The sequence below is a fragment of the Parabacteroides sp. AF17-3 genome (genome assembly GCF_003635445.1).
Taxonomy (GTDB): Bacteria; Bacteroidota; Bacteroidia; order Bacteroidales; family Tannerellaceae; genus Parabacteroides; species Parabacteroides goldsteinii.
Genome location: NZ_QTMM01000010.1, coordinates 90,161 through 114,405, shown reverse-complemented (window position 1 = coordinate 114,405; position 24,245 = coordinate 90,161). Strand labels below are relative to the sequence as shown.

At 43.6% G+C, this 24,245-nt stretch carries 18 protein-coding genes and 3 tRNA genes; 17 read left to right on the top strand and 4 right to left on the bottom strand.

Annotated features, from left to right (window positions below; all coding sequences use genetic code 11):
- Nucleotides 1-22 precede the first annotated feature (22 nt).
- The 9 genes from DWW91_RS14525 (at nucleotide 23) to DWW91_RS14485 (ending at nucleotide 11,177) form a co-directional block, all read left to right on the top strand.
- Nucleotides 23-970, top strand: a complete 948-nt coding sequence (locus DWW91_RS14525; protein WP_122328144.1) for a FimB/Mfa2 family fimbrial subunit — start codon at nucleotides 23-25, stop codon at nucleotides 968-970.
- 80 nt (nucleotides 971-1,050) lie between these two features.
- Nucleotides 1,051-1,458, top strand: coding sequence for a hypothetical protein (locus DWW91_RS14520; protein WP_007655171.1), 408 nt, complete (start codon nucleotides 1,051-1,053; stop codon nucleotides 1,456-1,458).
- A 226-nt stretch (nucleotides 1,459-1,684) separates the two neighbouring features.
- Nucleotides 1,685-2,236, top strand: coding sequence for a DUF3575 domain-containing protein (locus DWW91_RS14515; RefSeq protein WP_122328143.1), 552 nt, complete (start codon nucleotides 1,685-1,687; stop codon nucleotides 2,234-2,236).
- A gap of 157 nt (nucleotides 2,237-2,393) precedes the next feature.
- A complete protein-coding gene (locus DWW91_RS14510; protein ID WP_122328142.1) occupies nucleotides 2,394-3,605 on the top strand; it encodes a hypothetical protein in 1,212 nt (403 codons plus the stop codon).
- A 36-nt stretch (nucleotides 3,606-3,641) separates the two neighbouring features.
- A complete protein-coding gene (locus DWW91_RS14505) occupies nucleotides 3,642-4,520 on the top strand; it encodes a FimB/Mfa2 family fimbrial subunit (protein WP_044214813.1) in 879 nt (292 codons plus the stop codon).
- Nucleotides 4,521-4,533: 13 nt separating this feature from the next.
- Nucleotides 4,534-5,979: a DUF4906 domain-containing protein gene (locus tag DWW91_RS14500; protein WP_122328141.1), complete on the top strand. Its 1,446-nt coding sequence runs from the start codon at nucleotides 4,534-4,536 to the stop codon at nucleotides 5,977-5,979.
- A 15-nt stretch (nucleotides 5,980-5,994) separates the two neighbouring features.
- Nucleotides 5,995-7,989, top strand: coding sequence for a fimbrial protein (locus DWW91_RS14495; protein ID WP_122328140.1), 1,995 nt, complete (start codon nucleotides 5,995-5,997; stop codon nucleotides 7,987-7,989).
- A 12-nt stretch (nucleotides 7,990-8,001) separates the two neighbouring features.
- Nucleotides 8,002-10,146 (top strand): hypothetical protein, encoded by a 2,145-nt coding sequence (locus DWW91_RS14490; protein ID WP_122328139.1) that lies wholly within the window; start codon nucleotides 8,002-8,004, stop codon nucleotides 10,144-10,146.
- Nucleotides 10,147-10,328: 182 nt separating this feature from the next.
- Nucleotides 10,329-11,177: a Bro-N domain-containing protein gene (locus tag DWW91_RS14485; RefSeq protein WP_007655178.1), complete on the top strand. Its 849-nt coding sequence runs from the start codon at nucleotides 10,329-10,331 to the stop codon at nucleotides 11,175-11,177.
- Nucleotides 11,178-11,192: 15 nt separating this feature from the next.
- Here the strand turns inward: DWW91_RS14485 and DWW91_RS14480 are convergent.
- A tRNA-Arg gene (locus tag DWW91_RS14480) sits at nucleotides 11,193-11,264 on the bottom strand.
- Between the two features lie 71 nt (nucleotides 11,265-11,335).
- Nucleotides 11,336-12,061, bottom strand: a complete 726-nt coding sequence (recO, locus tag DWW91_RS14475; RefSeq protein WP_007655187.1) for a DNA repair protein RecO — start codon at nucleotides 12,059-12,061, stop codon at nucleotides 11,336-11,338.
- Between the two features lie 89 nt (nucleotides 12,062-12,150).
- Here recO and DWW91_RS14470 point away from each other — a divergent pair, with 89 nt between their 5' ends.
- The 8 genes from DWW91_RS14470 to DWW91_RS14435 all read left to right on the top strand — a co-directional run bounded on the left by DWW91_RS14470 (nucleotide 12,151) and on the right by DWW91_RS14435 (nucleotide 18,596).
- Nucleotides 12,151-12,540, top strand: a complete 390-nt coding sequence (locus DWW91_RS14470; protein ID WP_007655188.1) for a DUF2721 domain-containing protein — start codon at nucleotides 12,151-12,153, stop codon at nucleotides 12,538-12,540.
- 132 nt (nucleotides 12,541-12,672) lie between these two features.
- Nucleotides 12,673-12,744: transfer RNA gene (locus DWW91_RS14465), tRNA-Glu, on the top strand.
- Between the two features lie 42 nt (nucleotides 12,745-12,786).
- Complete coding sequence (gene rpsT / locus DWW91_RS14460) at nucleotides 12,787-13,041, top strand: 30S ribosomal protein S20 (protein ID WP_007655189.1); 255 nt, start codon at nucleotides 12,787-12,789, stop codon at nucleotides 13,039-13,041.
- A gap of 9 nt (nucleotides 13,042-13,050) precedes the next feature.
- Nucleotides 13,051-13,122: transfer RNA gene (locus tag DWW91_RS14455), tRNA-Glu, on the top strand.
- A gap of 187 nt (nucleotides 13,123-13,309) precedes the next feature.
- On the top strand, nucleotides 13,310-15,265 hold the full coding sequence (gyrB, locus tag DWW91_RS14450; protein WP_122328138.1) for a DNA topoisomerase (ATP-hydrolyzing) subunit B: 1,956 nt from the start codon (nucleotides 13,310-13,312) through the stop codon (nucleotides 15,263-15,265).
- Between the two features lie 95 nt (nucleotides 15,266-15,360).
- The gene (locus tag DWW91_RS14445) at nucleotides 15,361-17,139 is read left to right on the top strand and encodes a gamma-glutamyl-gamma-aminobutyrate hydrolase family protein (protein WP_122328137.1); all 1,779 of its coding nucleotides are present in this window, start codon (nucleotides 15,361-15,363) and stop codon (nucleotides 17,137-17,139) included.
- A 27-nt stretch (nucleotides 17,140-17,166) separates the two neighbouring features.
- Nucleotides 17,167-18,162: a M28 family peptidase gene (locus tag DWW91_RS14440; protein ID WP_122328189.1), complete on the top strand. Its 996-nt coding sequence runs from the start codon at nucleotides 17,167-17,169 to the stop codon at nucleotides 18,160-18,162.
- An 8-nt stretch (nucleotides 18,163-18,170) separates the two neighbouring features.
- Nucleotides 18,171-18,596, top strand: coding sequence for a SufE family protein (locus DWW91_RS14435; protein ID WP_010801855.1), 426 nt, complete (start codon nucleotides 18,171-18,173; stop codon nucleotides 18,594-18,596).
- A gap of 63 nt (nucleotides 18,597-18,659) precedes the next feature.
- On the opposite strand, the gene DWW91_RS14430 is transcribed toward DWW91_RS14435, so the two are convergent.
- Both DWW91_RS14430 and DWW91_RS14425 read right to left on the bottom strand, forming a co-directional pair.
- Entirely contained in the window at nucleotides 18,660-20,549 is a 1,890-nt protein-coding gene (locus tag DWW91_RS14430) for a RagB/SusD family nutrient uptake outer membrane protein (RefSeq protein ID WP_122328136.1), read from the bottom strand.
- 19 nt (nucleotides 20,550-20,568) lie between these two features.
- Nucleotides 20,569-23,871 carry a TonB-dependent receptor gene (locus DWW91_RS14425; RefSeq protein ID WP_046145445.1) on the bottom strand — a complete coding sequence of 1,101 codons (3,303 nt, stop codon included), beginning with the start codon at nucleotides 23,869-23,871 and terminating at the stop codon, nucleotides 20,569-20,571.
- Nucleotides 23,872-24,245: the final 374 nt, after the last annotated feature.

Genomic DNA, 24,245 nt, shown 5'->3' with positions numbered 1-24,245 from the left:
TATCATTAACATTTTCCTTGCTATGAAAAAGAAAGAATTATGTGCAGTAGCCTGCCTGTTTTGGCTGGCAGGTTGTAGTGATCCGGCTTCGGACGAAATTGAAATTGTAAAGAATTTATTTCCTGTACAATTTAGTGTTCAACTTCAAAAAGAGGTACTTCCGTTCTCCTCTACCCGCAGTATGCCACCTAACACGGTGCCCGAACCGACAGTTCCGAATGAAGAGAATCCAGACAAAGAGTTAAAAGAGTTATGTTCTGCCATCGAATATCTGGTTTACAAAGACGGCGACCAGCCGGAGTTGGTAAAACACCGGACTTACCATGCGAACACAGAACCGGACTTCGGCATTGTTTACGACACGCTTCCTGCCGGCAATTATCAGATTTACCTGCTGGCTCATCAGTCACAAAAAGCTACATTTTCAGAAAACGCTTTCAGTTTTGACGAACTATCCGATTCATTCTATAAAGGCCAGGAGCTCCAGTTGAAAGAAGGAGACGAAACCAACGTCGATATAAACCTGCAACGGATTGTCAGCCGGATAGAGTTTAAGGCAGCCGACAAGATTCCGGAAGATATCGTCCGGTTTGAACTGGCAGTCAGCAATCATCCCGACCGGCTCGATATCCTGACCGGAAAAGGAATCGTATCTGCTGGGCCCAACGATTTCTCTTATGAATTCAAAACGGAAGAAAAAGGACAATCCGGTAAAATCCATTCCTTTTATTCCTTTATTCCGACAGGCGATGAAAAGATATCCGTCACGCTCACGGCCACCGGTTCGGATAATCAGGTACTGCGAAAGCGGACAGTAACCGATATTATTCCCATCGCCAACAAAATAATCCGCTACACAGGTATCTTATATACGCCTCCCAAACCGGATGAAACAGAAAACACCTTCAACCTGATCATCGGGAACAACGGCGAGTGGGATGAACCGGAAGAAAATGAATTGCCGGAATAACTTCATACACAATTGTGCAGCTATAAGTTGCACAATTGTAAAAACAAAGAGTATCTTTGTACTCAACAAAAGTAACCGTTATGAAAAAGAAAAACATACTCAGTCTCATCTTTTTACTTACCATCCTTTGCGGATTCAATAGTTGCGAGGATAAGCCGCTTGATCCCATAGAAGATCCGGAGTATATTTTATGCAATGGCTCTGGCTGGTTTGACGAGTATACAGACATTGATAATTTCTATTGCACACAACGGCTTATTTTCCATTCTGACGGCAGGGGCGAAGAAATTATCACCCGCTATTTCAGATTTCCGGATGACTATGAAGAATTAGAATCTACTTTTTGGTGGGAATGGGATGACGACTACAGAACAATTTATATGGAATACTCTAACGGAGACTATATTTACTTTGACGACCTACATATATATTACGATGAACTATCCGGTTATTTAGGCGACGATTATGTTACTTTTGAGCCCTTTTAACCTTAAATAGTATCATCAAAACTAAATGTTATGTCAAAATTTCTTATTCTACATACTTTCTAAAACTTATCTGAATTTTAGTTGTTTAATTCATAAAGAGAACAAGAATCTCATAGGGTAAAAATCAGACGATTAAACGTCTATCGTGATAAGGGAATTCTTCAGAGAGTTTTAATAATTAGTGAGTAAAAGTACGATGAAAAGAGGAATATTGATAATATGCATTATGTATGCATTTGTCAGTAGCATAACAGCACAAGTAAAAGATAATAAGAATAGTTTACCAGCTTACGCTATCAAGACAAACGCATTATATTGGGCAACTACAACTCCGAACCTGGGGTTTGAAATAGGTCTATCCGATAAATTTACACTTGACTTGTCGGAAAATTACAATCCATGGACATTTTCCGACAGCAAGAAACTCAAACACTGGCTGGTTCAACCCGAACTGCGCTACTGGACTTGCGAACGATTTAACGGACACTTTTTCGGACTTCATGCACATTATGCCGAGTACAACGTTCGCGGCATCAAGATGCTAGGACTGAAAGACCATCGTTATCAAGGAAACCTGTATGGTGCCGGAGTTTCATACGGCTACCATTGGATATTAAATAAACGGCTAAGCATAGAAGCAACCATCGGTGTAGGCTACGCTTATCTGGATTATGATAAATATCCTTGTGGTAAATGTGGGACAAAGCTCAAAGACGGCCATAAGAATTACTTCGGTCCTACCAAAGCAGGTGTAAGCCTCATCTACATCCTCAAATAGAAAGGAGATATCAATAAGAAAAATTTAAGAAAGAATATACATATATTTTTATATGTACGGCCATACTTATGCTTAGCCGGAGCAAAAGAGACCACTAATGACAGGCAGGAAGGAAAGACTTCCACACAGAGTATTAATCATTAATTTCAAAAGAGTTATGAAAATCAAAAATTTATTTATAGCATTATTCGCAGCTTCTACTTTATTCGCTTGTAGCGAAGACGACGAATCACCCGTTCCCGACAATAAAGGAACAAAATCTATTTCCGTATCATTAGCCGGATTATCAGGAGTAAAAACCAAATCGACAGAAGCCGGAAGTTTCCTGACAGCCGATACAATGAATGTCAACAGCATACTTATCAATCTGGCAGACGGTAGTGGCACAGTAGTTAAATCGGAAACCATCACAAAAGATGCAACTACGGATTCAAACTGGGATAAACTGGTTAGTCCGGATAAAGGATTCAAATTTGTCAACGTGCCGCAAAGTGTATCTAAAGTATATGTTTATGGTAATCCGGGGAGTGCCGTTACCGACAACAAGATCAATACGACACTCGCTCAACAGCAAGGTTCTGAAGTCTTGTACTTCGGTTTTGACGACGACCTTACACCAATCGTAAGCGAACCGGTCGACCCGGATCCGACTACCGGACAGACCTATACAGCCAATGTATCCATTAAGCCGGTAGTGGCCCGTCTGCAAATTACAAATATCAAAGTCAAAGACAGCGGATCCTTTGAATTCACCCGCGTGATCAGTGGCAGTTCGCACAAAGCGACAGTAAGCTGGACAGGTTTTAATCCGAAGTTGAAAGGCATCTACCTGAACAATTTCTATACGGTTTATCAGGACCCGGCAAGTGCTACGGAATTGTATGATAATACAACTTCAGTAAACAATATTAAGGAAGGCCAATGGCTCTTTAATAATTCGTCCATAGATGCATCTGCATATGCCAGCTATAGCAAATACACAGGTGGTAGTTATGAAGACCTGCCTCTTACACTGCCGGCCAACAAAAGTTATGCTTTCAATATTTTCCCGGGCGACCAGCTGCCTAAAACTCATCTCGACCTGGCTGACCTTAATATCGCAGGTCTGTCATCGACTGATGTAAACGTATTCAATCCGACATTGATTAACACGGTCCGTTTCGCCAATATCGTAAAGTATTTCAAAGATACGAATACCGAAATGACAGCCACCGATTTTAAAGCCGGTACGATCTACAATATGGAAGTCGAGTTGATCCCGATGCTGGACAACGACCTGCAGAATATACAGTTTAACGTATTAGTTAAGGTAACAATCGAGCCTTGGGCAGTTGAATCTATCACTCCAGGATTCGACCTGGATCAATAATATCCGATTTCATCATCATTTCAACATACAGAACATATGAAACGAATTAAATATTTCAGCATTATGCTATTGGTTGCCCTGACGACCGGTTGTATCAAAGAAGACCTGGATAGTTGCGACACAAATCTAATCTTCAGATACTTCGGAGACGGGACAAAGGATATTTTCCCTGAAAAAATAGAAAAAGTGGATCTGTATGTATATAGCGAAAACGGAGCACTTGTAGAAACGATTGGACTAGATCAGGGTGATTTAAGAAATAATCAGGGAACTCCCCTCAACCTCCCGGCCGGCAAATACCGGGTCGTTGGTTGGGGTAACACCAAGAACGATACCCGGATCAATCAGGCTGCGGCATTAAACACAGCTTTGGTTGCTGCCCCTCACTATTTTACAAAAGAAATAATTACCACTAATGATAGCCTGTACATTGGAAGCAGGGATATTGAGATTTTTCAGGATGCCTCAAGCACAGATACTGTTTATTTCAGTAGTTCACATATAAAGATGTATTTAGAATTGGACGGGCTGGAAGAAATGGCCATGGCTGACGGTACATCTCCGATCGAAATCGAGGTTGGTAACCTGAGTCCTACAGTCGACTTTGTGAAAACATTCTCTTCGGAGAATGTTTCGTACAAGCCGGTTGTACAGAAAGAAGGAAACGCCTCCGGTTTTAAATCGAGATTCAACGTATTGCGGTTCAACAACAATAACAGTATCTATATCAACTTAGTCAGTAAAAAGACAAACAAAACAATATACACATTGAATCTGAAGGATTTTATGCAGGACAACCGGATCACGGTAGACGGGATCAATGAAGTCACAGTCGGAATCCGTTTTCGTTTCAATGGAACCTCGGTCACAGTTCTACCCTGGGATGAAGAGGTGATAAAACCGGGCCTGGGATAAGCCCACAAACAATATGAAAAGGTATAACAATTATATAGCGTCAATAGGATTCTTCATTGTCGCCCTGCTGGTTACATCCTGTAGCGACGAGCAAGAGATCGAACCGGCAAGCTTGGAAATGAATACCCGGCTGAACCTGACCATCTCTACCCGCGCAGCTGCGGATGACCAGGTAAAAGGTGGCGACGGTAAATTCTCCAGCCTGGCACTTTACATATTCAACAAGGAAAACGGCGTATGCGAATACTCGGAATTAATCCCGGTTATCACCCCGCAATACGTGGACGAGTTAACCCGGTCAATTCAGGTCTCACCACAGGATAAAATCATCTATGCCATCGGCAATTACAACGACGAGGATAAAGTTTATTCGATGATACCCGACGGTTCCAAACTCTTACCGGAGTTGGAAACGATGACTATATCGAACAAGAACGGGTTTAAAGATACAAACCTATTGATGGTCGGAAAACAGGTGGTTCAAATCGACGGTCTTGTGACAGATGCCACTATTCCAATGGAAAGACTCGTTGCCCGCCTGGATGTATATATGTTCAAAAGCAGAAGGTTAGAGAACAACACGGTTATTTTAAAGTCCATCGAACTGGTCAACCAAATAACCAATACACGGGGAGAATATCAGAATACGATCATGGTATCGCCGGTCGAAACTCAAAATGACCTCAGAACGATCAGTAGCAACAATGTACTGGGAGTCATGCCGGATGATATGTCAGGAATTATTCCCGCCAATGCGACGGAATCTTTTTACAGTTACCAGAATATTGCTGCATCGGCAGACCCTGATCCAAACGTTACTCCTTACCTGTTGATAACAGCAGACATAGACGGGGTGAACCACCGGTATAAGGGGTACATCACCGACAACGGACAAACAACCGATAAGTACAGTCTGAAACGCAACACGGTCTACCGCATTATCGCGATGCTTGATAATCCGGATAATCTGCTGACACTTAAAACAACCACTTTGCCATGGACAAAATCATCCTCACAGATCGGCCATGTGGTTAATGAGGGAGATTACAGCTTCAGTGCCAATAACACGGAAGCAGCAACAGGAATCGTACAGTATCCTTATGTGCTGAACGGTGAATCACAGAACAGTACATCGTATGCCAGTTATAACTTCAAACTGACGGCCCCGGCCGGAGCTGTCTGGACAGCGACACTGACAAACGGCCTGGAGTTTACTTTCGGAACGGAAGGTTCTACCAATGGCAAACTTGCCATATCGAAAGGGATTGCCGGCGACAATACATATGAAATCAAGGTAGGAGCTTCCAGACCCTGGAACAGCCAGGAAAGGAAAGTCTATCTCTATATCACCGCCGAAGGGCAAAAGTTAAAGATCAATCCGGTCCGCAGCAACGGACAGCGGGCGCTGCCGGGTAACAACGACACGGATATTCTGATCACACAAACAGAATATAAATAAAAGGAGAAAAGGGTTATGAAACGAAATAATATCTACATCATTCAATTGATATCGGCACTGGTCCTGCTGTTCTCTTCCTGTAGCCAGGAGGAACTGATGGACCAGCCGGAGGCTGTATCCGGTTCCGGCAAGATAGCCCTCCGGCTATCCCTGTCGCAACCGGCCGTCACCCGGGCCGATACGGAAGTTGGAGAAAATGATCTGAATGAAAACCTGATCAAGACACTGGACGTTTTCATTTACAGGGAAGATCAGGAAACTTGTTCTTTCTACGAGCATATCACCCCTTCTCCGGAGCAGACAGGAAGCGGGGAATATACCGCAACACTGCATGCTACGCAGGATCAGTTTGTCCAGAATGCAACTTATAATACTTATGTGGTATCCAACTATTCCGGGAGCATACCGGCTGGCGGACTTAGCCGCTCAGACCTGAAGGCATTGAATGTATCAGCATTGAATCCCGATAAAATACAGGACAGTTTTCAGATGGACGGTACTGCCGCCAATATCCTGAATGACGGACGTGTCGTTAACAAGGAAATTGCAGTCTCACTGAAACGGGCAGCATCAAAAATCAGGGTATCGACAGCCTATACGAACGGCTTCTCGGCTTTCGCCGGCGGAACCATCAGCAAAAAGCTGTTCCAGTACGCAACAAATACCTCCGTACTGGAAAACGGTAATCCGGTTGTTCCTCAGTTACAAAGTATGTCCGGTTTTACCGGTATTACCCCCGGTACGGGAACAGATAAAATTGTTGTCTATTCCTATCCGAACGACTGGAGCCTGAAGAAACAGAATGAAACCTATCTGATAGTCAACATCCCGGCAACAGGCCCTGATGGCAAGGAGTATGCACAGAACTATTATAAAGTGCCTGTCAACTTCCGTATTCCGGCCGATGATACGGCAAATCCATCCGAAGAACAGGAGGCTGAACGTAATGCAATATACAGATTAGAACGCAACCACCTGTACGACATAACAGTTCTGGTAGACCAGCCGGGATCACCCACTCCTGAGACTGCAATCGAGATCAGTGCCAATTATGTGATAAAAGACTGGACAACCAAAGAGGTGATCGTTGCAGTGGAAGGTTTCAACTTTATCTATGTAGAGGATACAAATATAAAGTTACCTAACAGCACTAAATTTACAACCACGTTCCAGTCATCCACACCGGATGTCGAAGTATCTGATATAGCTGTCAATGGCAAGGAGATCGTAAACGGTAGTGAAGGAGTTTTTATCAACTATTCGCATAATGTAAAAACAGGCAATATCATTATAATCAGCGCGTTACCCGAAAATTTCGTTACCAAAGAGATCACTTTCATCGTAAAAAACGGCGTAGACCTGACACAGAAAGTAACGGTTTTACAATATCCAGCCTTATATATAGGCTCTGATATTTCCGCCGACGCACCGGGCGGCAGCCAGGGGCAGAACAATAATAAGATGTTCGTGATCGGTTCTTTCGTTGCCGACTTCTCTTCCCTACCCGATCCGGATGAGTTTGACGAAGATTTCGGAAGCGGATACCCCCATTATGCAGCCAATCCTGCATTAGGTAAATCATATGCGGAATACATCAGAAACAATGCCGTATTAGGAAATCCGCTGACAGACAGCGAGGGCCAGACCATCGATACGGAAGAAAACAACCGCCGTATATCGCCACGTCTTATGCTGGCATCCCAGCACGGGGTGACAACGGCAGACAGCTATACGAACTCAAGGGATAAATGCGCAGCATATGTGGAAAACGATGCCACCACCAATGAAAGGTATTCGGATTGGCGTATGCCTACCCTGGCTGAGGTCTATCTGATCGATGTACTTCAGAATATCAAGGTGGCAGAAGTAAAAAAGATCTTGGAAGGTAGCTGGTACTGGAGTGCCAGGGCCAGTTCTGCCGTACAGTTCATGGACCCCAGAGTGGGTAATACAAATTCTTTCAATGCACTGCACTCGTCAGTTCGTTGTGTCAGGGATGTTAAATTCTAAAATAGAAATGTTATGAAAAATGTTATCATATATTTAATGGCTTCACTTGCATTGTTCGCCTGTCAGAATGAACTTGAAGTGGAGAAAGCAACGAAACCGGGCAAAGAGCTTTTGCGGGTATCGGTAAACATCCCGGAATATAGGATTGCCACACGTGCGGCCTCTTTCGAAAACAACCTCTCGGATGTCTGGTTGCTGGCGTTCGACCGGAACGGACTGTTCCTTGAACGTGTTCAGGCAACCGAACTGAACAGCGGGGAGGCAGACGGTGTAGGCAGCGGTTCTTTTAAAGCAGAAGTACCCGAAGAAACAGGGATCATCCATGTGGTAGCCAACTACGACAACTGGTCTTCCTTCAACGACAATGCTTCCCTGCAAAAAGATGAAAAGGAAGTAATGCCTTCTTTATATGGCAATAAAATGGTTTTCTGGGGAAGAAGTGAAGTTACTTCTTCTTCTTTATCCGTGACACTTTTCCGTAATCAGGCCAAAGTGACGGTGCAAAACGAAGCATCCAACTTTACGGTTACCGGTTATGCGCTCGGCAATATGGCAACCAGCGGTACTGTTGTGCCGTTTATGCCGGAGATGACTCCAAACCCGTTCATCATACAGGATAATGCCACCACGTTGCCTCTGGGTACGCTCTCTAAAACAAGCCAGAGCGATGCGGACTGCAACCTGGAAGCCAAATATATGTTCGAGAATCCTAACTACTTCAATGACCAGTCTTATCTTATTATCAAAGGCCACCTGGAAGGAGGAGGTCCGGAACTGTATTACAAAATACAGTTCCTGGACACCGATAAAAAACCTTATACGATCGTCAGAAACTTTCAGTATAAAGTCATAATCAATTCATTCAGTGACCAGGCTAATGGTAGTACGACTTTTGCGGATGCCAAAAATTCGGAAGTATCCAATAACATCTATGCCGAAGTCTTCAAGGATTCACCCTCTATCTCCGACAGCGACAATAACCGGCTGACGGTAAGCAGGCTGAATTTCCTGTTCACACAGGGTGGCACGCTGAACGTTGCAGCACATTATACGGAAAACGAAGTGCTGAACGATAGCAAGATCAGTGTCTCGGTACAGGAAGACAGAGGTAGTATCATCAGCAGCCTGTCGTACGACGGTAACGGGAATATCACAGCCCGTGTCGCCAAAGTTTCAGCCGGCCAAAATGAAGCGACCCTATTGGTGAAGGCGGGGGAACTCTCCCGTATAATCACTGTTACTTCCAGTACATTATATAGTTTCGACCCGGCCGCCTTATCTCCTGAATTATATACCGGCAAAGATCAGGATATGACTTTATCATTCCGCATACCGGATGTTATTCCAAACTATCTGTATCCTTTGAAATGCGAAGTGACGACAAAGTACTTGTATCCGGTAGAGCCGAACAAGAACCTGGAAATAGCATTCGAGGACGGCGTCTATAAATATGTATACTGGGTATACAGTCCCGGCATTAAAGAACTGAGTTTTAAAACAAGCCTGGACAACAGCAACGAAACAATAACGATAGAGAACGATTATTTCAAAACGGCTGAAGTCAAACTGATATCGCGTCAGTTTGAAGGAGTATCTGTCAATGGAAATAACATGGTAACCTATGGAGCAGGCAATTCTGCCACCCTCAAATTTACCATTCCCGAATATCCGGATTATCCTCCGACATATCCGCTGACTGTATTTATTACAACAAAGAATTTGACTACGTCTCAGGCAGGCTGGAATGCCGTAAACGGTGGGTATAGCTATACTTACAACATGGCACCAACCGGAGAGCAGACCGTTCAGTTCAAATCGGTCCAGCCTGACAGCCGTGAACAAATAGTCATCAGTGCTCCGGGATTCAGCAATGCAACTATTGCGGTTGACAATTACTTGGCTGCCAATATCGGTGTTTCGGGAGAATTGCGTGCCGTCTATAACGGACTGACATACACACTCCAGAGTCGTTCCGCAACATCATCCAACACTAGTATTATCAATAATTTCACAACCAACAGGAGTAGTATGTATAACATCACCGTAAAATCCGGCAACAAACTTTCGGATACGGTCACAATAACCTGTTACGGTTATACCGGTTCATTTACAGTAGGAGAACTGCTTACAGGAATGCGTTTAAATTTATATCAATAAAAGGGAGAAAATCCGGGATGGATTTTCATTACTGGTTAAGTGAGAGAAGGACTGTACAAGCATATTTGCAAGTATGGTCCTTCTATATTTTAATTCACAATTTCTTTACTATATGAATTATTTAATCTATTTTTGTCCACATAAATAAATATACCATTTAGCAACCACTTACAAAACAGACTATGACAAAAAAAGAAGCAATCAAATTTTTTGAGGAAAAGAAAGTCCGCACCCTCTGGGATGACGAAACTGAAGAATGGTACTTTTCAATAATCGATGTGATAGCAGTCCTAACGGAAAGTGATAATCCCCGCAAATATTGGAGCGTATTAAAGACAAGGCTTAGAAAAGAAGGCAATGAAACGGCTACAAATTGTAGCCAGTTGAAAATGCCTTCACTTGATGGTAAAATGAGATTGACAGATGTAGCGACTACCGAACAACTTTTTCGCCTTATCCAATCTATACCTTCTCCCAAAGCCGAACCATTCAAACTTTGGATAGCCCAGATTGCCAAAGAACGATTAGATCAGATGCAGGACCCGGAACTATCCATCGAACAAGCTATGATGGATTATAAACGTCTCGGATATTCCGATAGCTGGATAAACCAACGATTAAAATCCATCGAAATCCGCAAGGACCTAACCGATGAATGGAAGAAACACAATTTACAGGAAGACATACAATTCGCAACACTTACTGATATTATCTATAAAACGTGGGCAGGAAAAACAGCCAAAGAGTACAAACAATTCAAAGGATTGAAAAAAGAGAATCTACGGGATAATATGACAAATACGGAACTTGTTCTCAATATGCTAGCAGAAGCGGCAACAACAGATTTGTCAAAAGAAAAGGACCCCAAAGAATTTCAGGAACATGCAAACATAGCACACCAGGGAGGAAAAGTTGCCCAAGTTGCCCGTGAACAACTAGAAAGTCAACTGGGACATTCCGTCGTTTCACCCCTCAATGCAAAAACGACACTCGGATTGAATAAAGAAAACAAAAAAGGCCATACTTCCTAAAAGTATGGTCTTTTGTACCCCCGAGCAGAATCGAACTGCTATCTAATGTTTAGGAAACATCTATTCTATCCGTTGAACTACAGGGGCAACTTTATATAAAGTGGGGGCAAAAGTATAATCTTTTCTGCAAACTGGCAAGTATTCAGGCAGTAATCTGATCAATCAAAGAGACTTTGCATAACGGAGAGGGATTTTATTTCCGGAAAGTCCGGCAAATGCAGGCGATAATATTCAACGATACGATTGATAACTCCGACCCTATCCTGACGGGAAAAAGAATACAACGACATATTCTCAAAGCTGATTTTCAAGAGGCGGGCAAAGACCTGACTCTCTTCCCGGTTCAGATAATGCCGGTGCATGGGAATGCGATCCACAAAGACACCGTTCTGCATATCGAAATAACAACCCGTCGAATACGAATCGGCATTCGGATAAATCCCCATATAATGAAGCAGGCGGAGCAGGAACACCAGATGGAAATTTGCCACTCCCTTATCGGCATACTCTAACAAGTGGATGGATTCATATAAATAATCGAACAGTCGCTGGTCAGGCTCCGTATCCTTTACTACCCGGAACAATACTTCCGCCAGGAAAAGCGCCAGCACATTCTTGACCGGATTACAAAAGACTTCAGTCAGCGGATAACACAACTTCGTCTCACGAATCCGGTGCAGGTCACGCTTATTCAGATGCTCCACCTCCATCTCTAAAACCGAAAGGGGCATAAACAGCGCCCTGGAAACAGGCGACTTCTTTCCACGACTGCGCGCCACCAGATAAGAAGTACGACCGAACGCCTCCGTATACATATATATAATAGAGTACTTATCGTTATAGGGGATGGCATGCAGGACGATCCCGCGTGTTTTACATAACATATCTTCCGTTCTTTATCGGATACAAAGATACAAAACAACAAACTATTTACGATATTTGCAGGTTATAATACTATAAATACATTTGAGTTATGTTAGATCTTACTACCCCGTCGCTTTTGTTTTCAGCCATATCATTAATATTACTGGCCTACACCAACCGTTTCCTGTCGTACGCCAGCGTGGTCCGCACATTGAAAGAAAAACACCAGCAGACACACGATCCGAAAGATATTGCACAGATTGCAAACCTCCGCAAACGGCTTTACCTGACCCGTTCGATGCAGATACTCGGGATACTCAGTCTGCTCCTTTGCGTAATTTCCATGTTCTTTATCTATATTTCATGGCAAATCATTGCCGCCTGGATATTCGGTGTCGCACTGCTGCTACTGGCCGCTTCCCTATGCGTATGTATCTGGGAAATAAACATTTCCGTCAAGGCTCTCGAAATACATTTACAAGACATAAGTTCTAAATAGAAGTTAAAACAAGAATATCTATTAAATTTTCCATTGAAATGTTTTGGTAGTTCAGGGAGAACATCTATCTTTGCACTCGCAATCGGGAAATCAACAATCCCAGAGCGCTGAAAGTGAGAACTTTGACATGATGGCCCATTCGTCTATCGGTTAGGACGCAAGATTTTCATTCTTGAAAGAGGGGTTCGATTCCCCTATGGGCTACAATAAACAAGATTAAAAAATTCAATAAAGAATAGCTAAGAAATGGCAAATCACAAGTCATCAATCAAAAGGATCAGACAGACTAACGCAAGACGTTTGCAGAATAGATATCATGCAAAAACTGCTAGAAATGCAATGCGTGTTTTGCGTGCTACTGAAGACAAAAACGAAGCTCAGGCTCTGTTACCGAAGGTGTGCTCTATGTTGGATAAGCTTGCTAAGAAAAACGTTATTCACAAGAATAAAGCTGGCAACCTGAAATCCAAATTAACAAAGCACGTTAACAAACTTGCATAAGGATATTTCGGCCCATTCGTCTATCGGTTAGGACGCAAGATTTTCATTCTTGAAAGAGGGGTTCGATTCCCCTATGGGCTACTTTACAGAAGCAGTCGGATCAATTATGATTCGACTGCTTTGTTTTTATACCTCCCGTCACGCTTTCTCCGCCCTGCTTTTTTTGCTATTTTCACTACATTTGTACCATCTAAGTCAATTATTTTCACTATATTTGTTAGCATTTTTAGATATATAGAAATTTAGTGATTTTAAAGGATAGAAACTCATGAGTGAAGAAATGAAGAATACTTCCGGGGAATACTCTGCGGACAGTATTCAGGTACTTGAAGGGTTAGAAGCAGTACGAAAAAGACCTGCCATGTATATTGGCGATATCAGCGAAAAAGGTCTACACCATTTGGTGTATGAAGTTGTTGACAACTCTATTGACGAAGCACTAGCCGGATTTTGTTCCCAGATCGACGTAGTTATAAACGAAGATAACTCTATCACAGTAACGGACGACGGCCGTGGTATACCGGTAGGTATTCATGAGAAAGAAGGCAAATCAGCCCTGGAAGTAGTATTAACCGTTCTACACGCCGGTGGTAAATTTGACAAAGGTACTTATAAGGTATCCGGAGGTCTGCATGGCGTGGGTGTTTCCTGTGTGAACGCACTTTCCACTTATCTGAAAGCAGAAGTCCGCCGTGAAGGTAAAATCCATATGCAGGAATTTTCCTGCGGTAAACCGTTGCACGACGTGGAAGTTGTCGGTACAGCCGATACGACCGGAACAACTATCTCTTTCAAACCGGACGGCAGTATCTTTACGGTTTTGGAATATAAATATGAAATATTGGCTACCCGTTTACGCGAACTAGCATTCCTGAACGCCGGTATCAGTCTGACACTGACTGACAAACGCGTAATAAAAGAAGACGGTTCCTTTAAATCGGAACTGTTCCGCTCGGAAGAAGGATTGAAAGAATTCGTCCGTTACGTAGACCGTTCCAAAGAATCCCTGATTCCTGACGTTATCCATATCGTTACAGAAAAGCAGGGTATTCCTGTTGAAGTAGCCATGACATACAACACATCTTTCAACGAAAGCGTGTTCTCCTATGTAAATGATATTAATACAATTGAAGGTGGTACACACCTCGCCGGTTTCCGTCGTGGTCTGACACGTACACTGAAGAAATATGCTGAAGACTCCAAGTTGCTGGAAAAAGCAAAAGTAGAGATCCAGGGCGATGACTTCCGCGAAGGTCTGACAGCCGTTATCTCTATCAAGGTGGCCGAACCGCAGTTTGAAGGACAGACAAAAACAAAACTGGGTAACAGTGAAGTGACCGGTGCCGTAGACCAGGCCATCGGAGAAGCATTGGGTTATTATCTGGAAGAACATCCGAAAGAAGCAAAAATCATCGTCGACAAGGTCGTTCTGGCTGCCCAGGCACGTCAGGCTGCCCGTAAAGCACGTGAACTGGTTCAGCGCAAATCACCGATGACCGGTGGCGGTCTGCCCGGTAAACTAGCCGACTGTTCTTCGAAAGACGCTGCAATCTGCGAATTATTCCTGGTCGAAGGGGACTCGGCAGGCGGTACGGCTAAACAGGGCCGCGACCGTGTGTTCCAGGCTATCCTGCCGCTTCGTGGTAAGATCCTGAACGTAGAAAAGGCGATGGACCACAAAGTGTTCGAAAGTGAAGAAATCCAGAACATCTTCCGTGCAATGGGTGTTACTATCGGTACAGAGGAAGATCCGAAGGAATTGAACCTGAGCAAGCTCCGCTACCACAAGGTTATCATCATGACCGATGCCGACGTGGACGGAAGCCACATTGCCACATTGATTCTTACTTTCTTCTTCCGCAGAATGCGTGCCCTGATCGAAAACGGATATGTTTACCTGGCTACTCCTCCCCTTTACCTCTGTAAGAAAGGTAAAGTAGAAGAATACTGCTGGACAGAGCAACAACGCCAGGCATTCATTGATAAATATGGTGGAGGTAACGAGAACCAGATCCATACACAACGATACAAAGGTTTGGGAGAAATGAACGACCACCAGTTATGGGATACAACCATGAATCCTGAAAACCGTACGTTGAAGCAGATCACGATCGACAGCGCAGCAGAAGCAGACCAGATCTTTGCCATGTTAATGGGTGAAGAAGTAGGTCCGCGCCGCGAGTTTATTGAAGAGAATGCAACTTACGCAAATATTGACGCTTAATCAGCGGACAATTAACAATAGACAATTGACAATTTATTAGCGACTATCTATAATTGTCAGTTGTCAATTTCAATTGTCAATTAAAAAGTATAGTTATGAATTATCAAGTCCGTCGTCCGAGTTTAGAAGCCTTATTCAGGGAAGTTGACAATTTCAGTCCGAAAAAAGAAAAACTTCAACCTCCCCGCATAGGAATATCTTCAAACCGGAAAGACGGACTTTCCTGTATAGCCGATACCTATGTGCAATCCGTACTGAAAGCAGGAGGAGCCCCGGTGCTGATCCCTGTCATTACGGATATGGAAGCACTTACGGCAATCGTATCCGGACTGGACGGACTGCTGATGAGCGGCGGCGGAGATATCAACCCGCTTTATGTCGGGGAGGAACCCGTTCCGCAATTACAGGACGTGGATACTTTCCGCGACGAGTTCGATCTTATCTTGCTTAGGCTGGCAACTAACCGCCAGTTACCCGTCATGGGTATTTGCCGCGGCCATCAACTTATCAACGTAGCCTTCGGCGGTTCCATATATCAGGATATCCATTCGCAACACGAAGCCAGGTTGTTCAAGCACAGCCAGACAATGCCGCGCGAACAGGTTTCTCATTCCGTACAGATCACCGATATTTCTTCGCGCCTGTTCGATATATTAAAGAAAGAACCGGATATATTCGTCAACTCTTTCCATCATCAGGCAGTCAAAGATATCGCACCCGAATTTAAAGAAACGGCAGTTGCCCCGGATGGTATCAACGAGGCCATGGAGCATCCCGAAAAAGAGATTTTCAGTGTGCAATGGCATCCCGAAGCAATGGCTGCCAACGACGACGAACTTATGCTCGAACTGTTCAGGCATCATGTGGAAATGGCCCGCCTGTTCAAGGAAGCCAAACGCATCCATAGCCGGAACGTCATACTCGATTCTCATACGGACACACCGATGAACTTCCCCAGCCAGTTCAATATCGGACTAAAAGAGGGAGGCAAAGTAAACCTGCCGCTGATGGAAGAAGGAATGGTCGATGCTGCGATCATGGTCGCTTATATCCCGCAAGGCAAACGGGATAACGAATCATTGCAGCAGGCAACCGATTTTGCCATGAACCGGTTGAACGAGATTCATCGCCAAATGGAAATTAACCGCGGCAGAATGAACATCGCCCGGACATCACAGGAAGTATGGGTAACAAAAGATGCCGGCAAAAAAGCAATCATGCTGGGTCTGGAAAACGGTTATGCCATAGGTAAAGATATTCGAAACGTAGCCCGTTTCAAAGAACTGGGCGTCAGCTATATCACGCTTTGCCACAACGGGAGCAACGACATATGCGACTCTGCCCGCGGAGATGCAGAATGGGGCGGACTAAGTCCTTTCGGAAAAGAAGTGGTTGCCGAAATGAACCGGCTGGGTATCCTGGTAGATGTGTCGCACGCTGCCGAAAGTACCTTCTACGATGCGTTGGAAATCAGCACACAACCGATCATCGCTTCACATTCTTCGGCACGCGCTCTGTGCAACCATCCGCGCAACCTGACGGATGACCAACTGAAAGCACTGGCCGAAAAACAAGGCGTAGTACAAGTATGCCTTTATAAAGGCTTTATCAATGAAGATGCTGAAAAAGCATCGCTTACCGATGCCATACGCCACATTAATCATATAGTGGACCTGATCGGTATCAACCATGTGGGCATCGGCTCCGATTTCGACGGCGACGGCGAACTGATCGGATGCCGGGCAAGCAACGAACTGATCAATATCACCCTGCGCCTTCTGAAAGACGGCTACAAGGAGAATGATATTGCAAAGATATGGGGAGGCAACCTGCTGCGTGTCATGTCACGTGTGCAGTCGGCCTATAACGGATGATAATAAAGAAATACTAACAGATATATGATGCACGTTTTGTATATAGCTCTATTTGCTTTTTCATTGCTCGCCTGTAGCCAGGCAAAGAACCAGCAACAGGAAGTAACGACAGTCAGCCAGACGCCAATGACAACAACAACGCCTTCTTTCAATGCCGACAGCGCCTATGTTTTTGTTGAAAACCAAGTAAAATTCGGCCCACGCGTACCGAACACCGATGCCCATAAAGCATGCGGCAACTATCTCGCCTCCGAACTGAAACGTTTCGGGGCCAAAGTATACGAACAGGAAGCCATGCTTACCGCCTACGACAATACCGGACTGGAAGCCAAAAACATCATCGGCTCTTTCAACCCGGAAAACAATAAACGCATCCTGCTCTTCGCCCATTGGGATTCGCGTCCTTATTCCGACCACGATCCCGACCCGGCTAATCATCGCAAAGCGATCGACGGAGCCGACGATGGAGCCAGCGGTGTAGGAGCCTTGCTTGAAATAGCCCGGCAGATCGGGCAAAAAGATCCCGGAGTAGGTATCGACATCATCTTCTTCGATGCAGAAGATTACGGTACACCGGAGTTTGTAGACGATTATAAACCCGACACCTGGTGTCTGGGTACCCAGTTCTGGGCAAAGAATCCGCACGTACCCAATTACCGCGCCGACTTCGGTATCCTGCTGGATATGGTCGGAGCTAAAAACGCCACTTTCTTCAAGGAACAGACTTCCTTGAGCAAGGCTGGCAACATTGTGGAAATGGTATGGAGCACGGCACGCAACCTCGGATATGGCAGGGATTTCATTAATGCCACAGGCGGCGCCATCACCGACGATCACGAATATGTGATCAAAGGACGCAATATCCCTTGTATCGACATTATCAACTACGACCCTGACAGCAAAAGCGGTTTCGGTTGGTACTGGCATACACAAAAGGACAATATGGAAAATATCGACCGCGAAACCCTTAAAGCGGTAGGGCAAACGGTACTGGAAGTAGTATATAACCGACAAAAGAAATAATACAAACAATGACTATCAACGAACTTCAGGATAACGTTATTGAAGAGTTCTCAGCCTTCGACGACTGGATGGACAAGTATGCGTTGCTGATCGATTTAGGCAACTCACTTCCCCCGCTGGAAGAAAAGTATAAAACAGAAAGTAACCTGATCGAAGGTTGCCAGAGCCGTGTATGGCTTCAGGCAGACTACGAGGACGGCAAAATTATATTCAAAGGCGAAAGCGACGCTGTGATTGTAAAAGGTATCGTATCCTTACTGATCAACGTCCTGTCCGGCCATACTCCGCAGGAGATTCTGGATACCGATCTTTATTTCATTGAGCAGATCGGATTGAAGGAGCACCTTTCCCCTACCCGCTCAAACGGCCTGGTGGCTATGGTCAAGCAAATGCGAATGTACGCACTGGCCTACCGCACAAAAGAACAAGGATAATTCAAACAAAAAAGGTATGCCGACAACCGCGACATACCTTTCTACTATTTCAAATAATCCTTCTTATTCAGTGATTTCGGTACCATAATACGGCCTAAGCTCATCATTAGACTTAAACACATAATAAGTCGTCGGATTCGTATACGGATTATTATAATGGAAGATGGCAGGATTAGCATTCAATTCAGCCTGGTTCCAGCCCGGAGTCCAACCTACATAGGCACCATCCATATCAATACAGTGCTGATAACGTTCACAGTTGGAACCTTTGTAAGCACGGTGGATACCAACTTCCAAACGTTTAGCATCAAAATAATTAATTCCCTCACCCCAGAATTCGATACCTTTCTGGAAAACATATTCATCCAGGAATGCGTCGGCAGTAGTTGCTGTACAGGTATAAGCGGAGTTACGTGTTTTCACAATATCCTCCAATGCTTTTGCTGCCGCAGGTACTCCCAATGTATGAAGTGCTGCCTCTGCTTTCAAGTAATACATTTCCTCGATACGCATGATCGGATAATCGACTGCACCACCGACAGTATGAGTACGATAGTCTCCATTATGCGGACGGAATTTCATATTTACATACAACCACGGCCATGACTGGAAACCGTTAGACGAATTGATACGTGCACGAATCCATGAGGCAGAACTGTTGTACTTATATTGATATTTATCAGGACCGAATCCAGAATAATCATCACTCCAATCGCTTTGAGTAGTACTTGTACTTACATCGTTCAATGCCCATTTGTTATTAATAAACTTGCCATCAGCATCTCTCTCCACTAAATACGGCTCACCCTCTTTCTGGTTTTTCGATTCATAGAAAAAGCTGGGGTCCAACCATGATTTCTTACGGAAGTCGTTATCCGAAAGGCGCTCGTACCATTTACGATCGAGTGAACGACCAACACGCCAACCATACACACTGAAAGTCGTTTCCGTTCCGAAGATCATAGCAAAAGAGAATGACTGATTGTTTCCCGTAGCAGCAGTGGTATTACCTTCGGAAATAGAAGTAGCCCACATCCATGAATTCTGAGAGTTACGATTGTTAAAGCCATTAACCGGATCGGTCCATTCTGCTTCCGTCAATGGAGTACAACCGGCTACAGAAATAGCCTTATCTGCATATTCACCGGATTTCTGCCAATAGGATGCTTCGTCTTTATAGGTAGCGGATGTTTTCACACGAGAAGCCAGATTAGCATATGTACGGGCATACAAACCATAGACAACCGCCAGGTTCGGCTGGGTTTTATCAGTACGGGTATATCCGCTCAGATATGTTTCTGCCTGCTGCAAGTCACTCAGGATCAAATCATAGGCTGCATCCACTGTTGCACGCGGATTATTGGAAGCCTCTTCCGATGTTGTCTTCTCCGTTACAATAGGTACACCCAAATTCGTCAAGTCATTTTCAGGACTTACATAGCTGTAACGGCTATCGGTCGGTTTCTTGTATTCCATAATCTGAACCAGATCCAGATAATAAAGTGCACGGTAAGCGTAGCTGACGCCCAGATATCCCTTTTTCGTATCATCCAAATCGTTCACATCGATCATGCCGATAATATCGTTTACATTCTTGATATAAGAATAATAGAGATAAGAAGGATACAATCCACGATTGGAACCGGTAGCACTGATCGCTCCATAGCAATAAGCGCCCATGGTGTTATACCCATTCGCTCCGGAACAGACAAACTGGGTCGTACTATGTTCAAGCATGGCACGCATACTACCATACGAAATCATTTCTATACCACCGTCATCATTTATATACCCGCCCATTGAAGTATAAATAGAGTTGACCATCCCTTGTAAAGCCGATTCCGATGCTTGAATCTGGTCATTCAACACATATTCTGTCGGCAATGTTTCTTCGATACAGCTACTTAACCCCAGAAGAGCCGCAGCAGCCAATAAAATCTTATATTTCTTCATGATGTTTTCTTTTTAGTGTTTAGAATGTCAATGAAATACCACCTGAGATAGTACGTATCGGAGAATAAAGTTCCGGATTACTGTATCCTTTCAATGTATAGCGAGGATCGAATCCCTGGCGTGCAGAGAAGTAGAACAGGTTTTCTCCCGAGAAATAAACACGTATATTCTGAACATTGTACTTCTGTGTCAGACTGGAAGGCAATGTATATCCCAGATTAATATTCTGGATATTCAGATAGCTTGCGTTAGTAATGAAACGGTCTGAACGCGGATTCTGTGAATACTTTTCTGCAAACTGCAAACGCGGAATATTTGAACCTGTATTCTCCGGCGACCAGGCATTCAAGATGTCCTTATGCCAAGTTGTAGACGTAGTGGTGCTGGTGTGCATCAATGTCTGATAAGTATAATCGTAAGCCTTTCCACCCAATTGATAGTTCAGGTTGATAGAGAAGTCAAAACCACGATAGGATAATGAAGTACCCAAACCACCATAGAAAGAAGGAAGAGCATCACCAATCAGATAATCGGTTGCCTGACTTGCATCTTTGGTTGTTTCCTGTCCTGTGACATTTCCTGCCTCATCAAGAATATCTTTATAGAATAAAGACTCTCCTGTTTCAGGATCCAAACCGGCAAATTTAGGCAAGTACCAAGTATACAGAGAAAGACCTTCTGCCACAAAATATTTGTACTTGGATACAAACGATTTATCCAGATTGACATAACCATTATGTCCGTCTACCTTTGTTGTTTTGATTGCATCCGGTAAAGTCAATACTTTATTCTTTACATGAGAAATATTGAAGTTGACATCCCATTTGAAATCCTTATTGCTGATCAGAGTTCCCTGCAAAACCAACTCAATACCGGCATTACGCATATCACCCAAGTTAACGAAATAACTGGTGTAACCAATAGAAGGAGGTGTATTCAGAGAAAACAACATATCACTGGTTTTCCGATAGAAATAATCCAGGCTACCGCCCAAGCGTCCGCCGAAAAGATCAAATTCTGTACCTATATTCCAGTTTGTATTGGTTTCCCAAGTAATATCACTGGAACCTTTCTGACGCCACTGGTAAGCAGCCTGATCATCATTATTTACCACTTTGTAAGAATCGGCATACAAATAATCACCGATATTGTCATTACCCTGAGAACCGACAGAAGCCTTCAGCTTCAAAGAGTTCACCCAAGGTGCGTTAAAGAAAGCTTCTTTAGAAATAAGCCAGGCACCACCGACAGACCAGAAGTTACCCCAACGGTGTTCTTTCGCAAAACGTGAAGAAGCATCACGACGATAAGATACCGAACCGAAATACTTCGCATCGTAATTATACATAGCACGGAAGAAGTAACCTTCATTATTATAAGAATTTGAATAAGAATATGGATTATTATTCAAATTCAAAAGAGTAGCCAGTTCACGTGTTCCATCGATTCCGAAATTACGTCCGGAAGCACTCAATGATTCATATTTGTAATTATAATATTCATGACCGACCATTGCTCCGACATCATGTTTACCGAACTGCTTGTTATAATTCAACAACTGTTGCGTATTATAAGTGAAAGTGCGATAAGAAGCTTTCGACAAGTAGCCATTATCAGAAGAACTGGTATAGTAATCGACAAAAGGACTGGTTGCATAGGTATAACGACGATCATAATCATATGCATTGGCATTAAACGTGAAGGTCAGATCCTGAGTCAGATTAATATCTGCATAACCACTGGCAATAAAAGAGTTACCGGTCGTTTCATCAGAACGATATTTGTTTGAGAAAATACAGTTACCTCCCACACCGCCTGCACGAGTCAGATCGTAAGCTTGTGCAAAGTCATACATTTTCTCTCCCCACTGATCGATCATGATATTCTTATTTGCATCCCGGAGGTAAACAGGATAAATGGGAGCTTGGCTCTTTATGGTGCTCCAGATAGTTCCAGTACCGATTGTACCTTCGGATGTCTGACTGTAATTATATTTTGTATAGTTGAAGTTTGCACCGACTTTCAACCATTTTTTTGCCTGGTAATCCAGCTTTGCACGTGCTGTTAAACGTTTTTGCATGGAGCCTTCCTGAATACCGTCCTGATCCAGATATCCTATAGATGTATAATAGTTTATACGCTCGGAAGCACCTGATACCGATACGTTATACTCTTGACGGAAACCGTTCTGCAAACCGATCTCTTCCCAGTCATCAGCCTGCAACCAGAATTTTTGTCCATTATAATCATATAGTGCTCCCATGGTCGCTCCCGGATTCATTACACCACCCTGTTGGATAAAGTCTTGCCCTTCGGGAACCGTATATATCATATAACCCGGGCCGACACCACTGGATGAGTTTGTCAGATGTTGATTTGCCAAGGCATGGGCATCTGTTGCCGACATAGAGCCGCCCGGTTCAGTTATATAATAGTTATATAACATCTTGTAATAAGTTTCGTAGAACTGCTGGGCGTTTGTCGTCTTATAATTCTGGAGACCATTCGAGTTAGCACCCCATTTGGCATCAACAGAAACTTTTGCATCGCCATTTTTACCCTTCTTCGTAGTAATCATGATAACGCCATTGGCGCCACGGGCACCATACAATGCATTGGAAGCTGCATCTTTCAATACGGTCATCGACTCGATATCGTTCGAGTTTATCAGGTTCAGGTCACCATCGAAAGGCATACCGTCAACAACGATCAAAGGTTCTGTATCTGAGGATATTGAACCAAAACCACGAATTGTTATAGAAGGAGAGCTACCCGGTTGTGAAGAAGAATTGCTTAACTGTACACCGGCTACACGCCCAGCCAAAGCCTGGGCCGGGTTCGAAACCTGCGCTTTCAGAAGGTCGTCCGATTTCATTATGCCGGCAGAACCGGTAAAGGCTTCTTTCGTACTTTTACCGAAAGCTACAACCACCACTTCGTCCAAAGCCTGGTTGTCTTCCTGTAATATGATTTGAATATTGTTTTTATTTCCTGGTTTTATAGTTTGGGTTACAAAGCCTACATAAGAGACTTGCAATGAACCGTTAGCTTTGACGGACAATTCAAACTTTCCATCCATATCTGTCATAATACCATTAGTGGTACCTACTTCAACAACACTGGCGCCAATTACCGGTTCCCCGTTTTCATCTTTAACGACACCTGTCACTTTGCGAGTATTCTGATTTACCGATGCTGCTTCCTCTATTGCTACGGCTTTCCGGATATCAAGGTCTGAAAGATTGCTTTCAGCCGCCATGGTCAAATTAAGACAAAACAAAGGAATGGCCATGCAGGCAACTTTCTTTGTGTAATTATTCATAACTTAATTAATTAACGATTAGAACTTGAATAAAAAAACTATTCACGGATTAGGTTAAAAAAGGAACGATCCTTCTACCTCCTCTACTAGCTGCTATTGTACCTCATAATCAACCTGGAATAAAAGTTAGACAATTTTATATAGACTTTTTAGATGTATATATCTCCCTCTGCACAATACAGAAGACAGGAACTTTTTAGCGTTTTTATACCACAACAAACAATTAGCGTTTTTTTTCTAAAAATCAACAACAACAACAATATTCTATATGTATCCAAAGAAGACAATCCAATAGTAAATTATCAGATCGAGTTACCTGCATATTTTATCAAACTAAGTTTTTCAAAATATCAACACTAGTGGTATTATTAACG

Excerpts from the sequence above, each read along its gene's own strand:
- gyrB (WP_122328138.1), top strand. The coding sequence starts at position 13,310 with ATGAGTGAAGAAATGAAGAATACTTCCGGGGAATACTCTGCGGACAGT.
- DWW91_RS14430 (WP_122328136.1), bottom strand. The coding sequence starts at position 20,549 with ATGAAGAAATATAAGATTTTATTGGCTGCTGCGGCTCTTCTGGGGTTA.
- DWW91_RS14445 (WP_122328137.1), top strand. The coding sequence starts at position 15,361 with ATGAATTATCAAGTCCGTCGTCCGAGTTTAGAAGCCTTATTCAGGGAA.
- DWW91_RS14470 (WP_007655188.1), top strand. The coding sequence starts at position 12,151 with ATGTTAGATCTTACTACCCCGTCGCTTTTGTTTTCAGCCATATCATTA.
- DWW91_RS14440 (WP_122328189.1), top strand. The coding sequence starts at position 17,167 with ATGCACGTTTTGTATATAGCTCTATTTGCTTTTTCATTGCTCGCCTGT.
- DWW91_RS14425 (WP_046145445.1), bottom strand. The coding sequence starts at position 23,871 with ATGAATAATTACACAAAGAAAGTTGCCTGCATGGCCATTCCTTTGTTT.
- DWW91_RS14515 (WP_122328143.1), top strand. The coding sequence starts at position 1,685 with ATGTATGCATTTGTCAGTAGCATAACAGCACAAGTAAAAGATAATAAG.
- rpsT (WP_007655189.1), top strand. The coding sequence starts at position 12,787 with ATGGCAAATCACAAGTCATCAATCAAAAGGATCAGACAGACTAACGCA.
- DWW91_RS14510 (WP_122328142.1), top strand. The coding sequence starts at position 2,394 with ATGAAAATCAAAAATTTATTTATAGCATTATTCGCAGCTTCTACTTTA.
- DWW91_RS14490 (WP_122328139.1), top strand. The coding sequence starts at position 8,002 with ATGAAAAATGTTATCATATATTTAATGGCTTCACTTGCATTGTTCGCC.
- DWW91_RS14485 (WP_007655178.1), top strand. The coding sequence starts at position 10,329 with ATGACAAAAAAAGAAGCAATCAAATTTTTTGAGGAAAAGAAAGTCCGC.
- recO (WP_007655187.1), bottom strand. The coding sequence starts at position 12,061 with ATGTTATGTAAAACACGCGGGATCGTCCTGCATGCCATCCCCTATAAC.
- DWW91_RS14520 (WP_007655171.1), top strand. The coding sequence starts at position 1,051 with ATGAAAAAGAAAAACATACTCAGTCTCATCTTTTTACTTACCATCCTT.
- DWW91_RS14435 (WP_010801855.1), top strand. The coding sequence starts at position 18,171 with ATGACTATCAACGAACTTCAGGATAACGTTATTGAAGAGTTCTCAGCC.
- DWW91_RS14500 (WP_122328141.1), top strand. The coding sequence starts at position 4,534 with ATGAAAAGGTATAACAATTATATAGCGTCAATAGGATTCTTCATTGTC.
- DWW91_RS14525 (WP_122328144.1), top strand. The coding sequence starts at position 23 with ATGAAAAAGAAAGAATTATGTGCAGTAGCCTGCCTGTTTTGGCTGGCA.
- DWW91_RS14505 (WP_044214813.1), top strand. The coding sequence starts at position 3,642 with ATGAAACGAATTAAATATTTCAGCATTATGCTATTGGTTGCCCTGACG.
- DWW91_RS14495 (WP_122328140.1), top strand. The coding sequence starts at position 5,995 with ATGAAACGAAATAATATCTACATCATTCAATTGATATCGGCACTGGTC.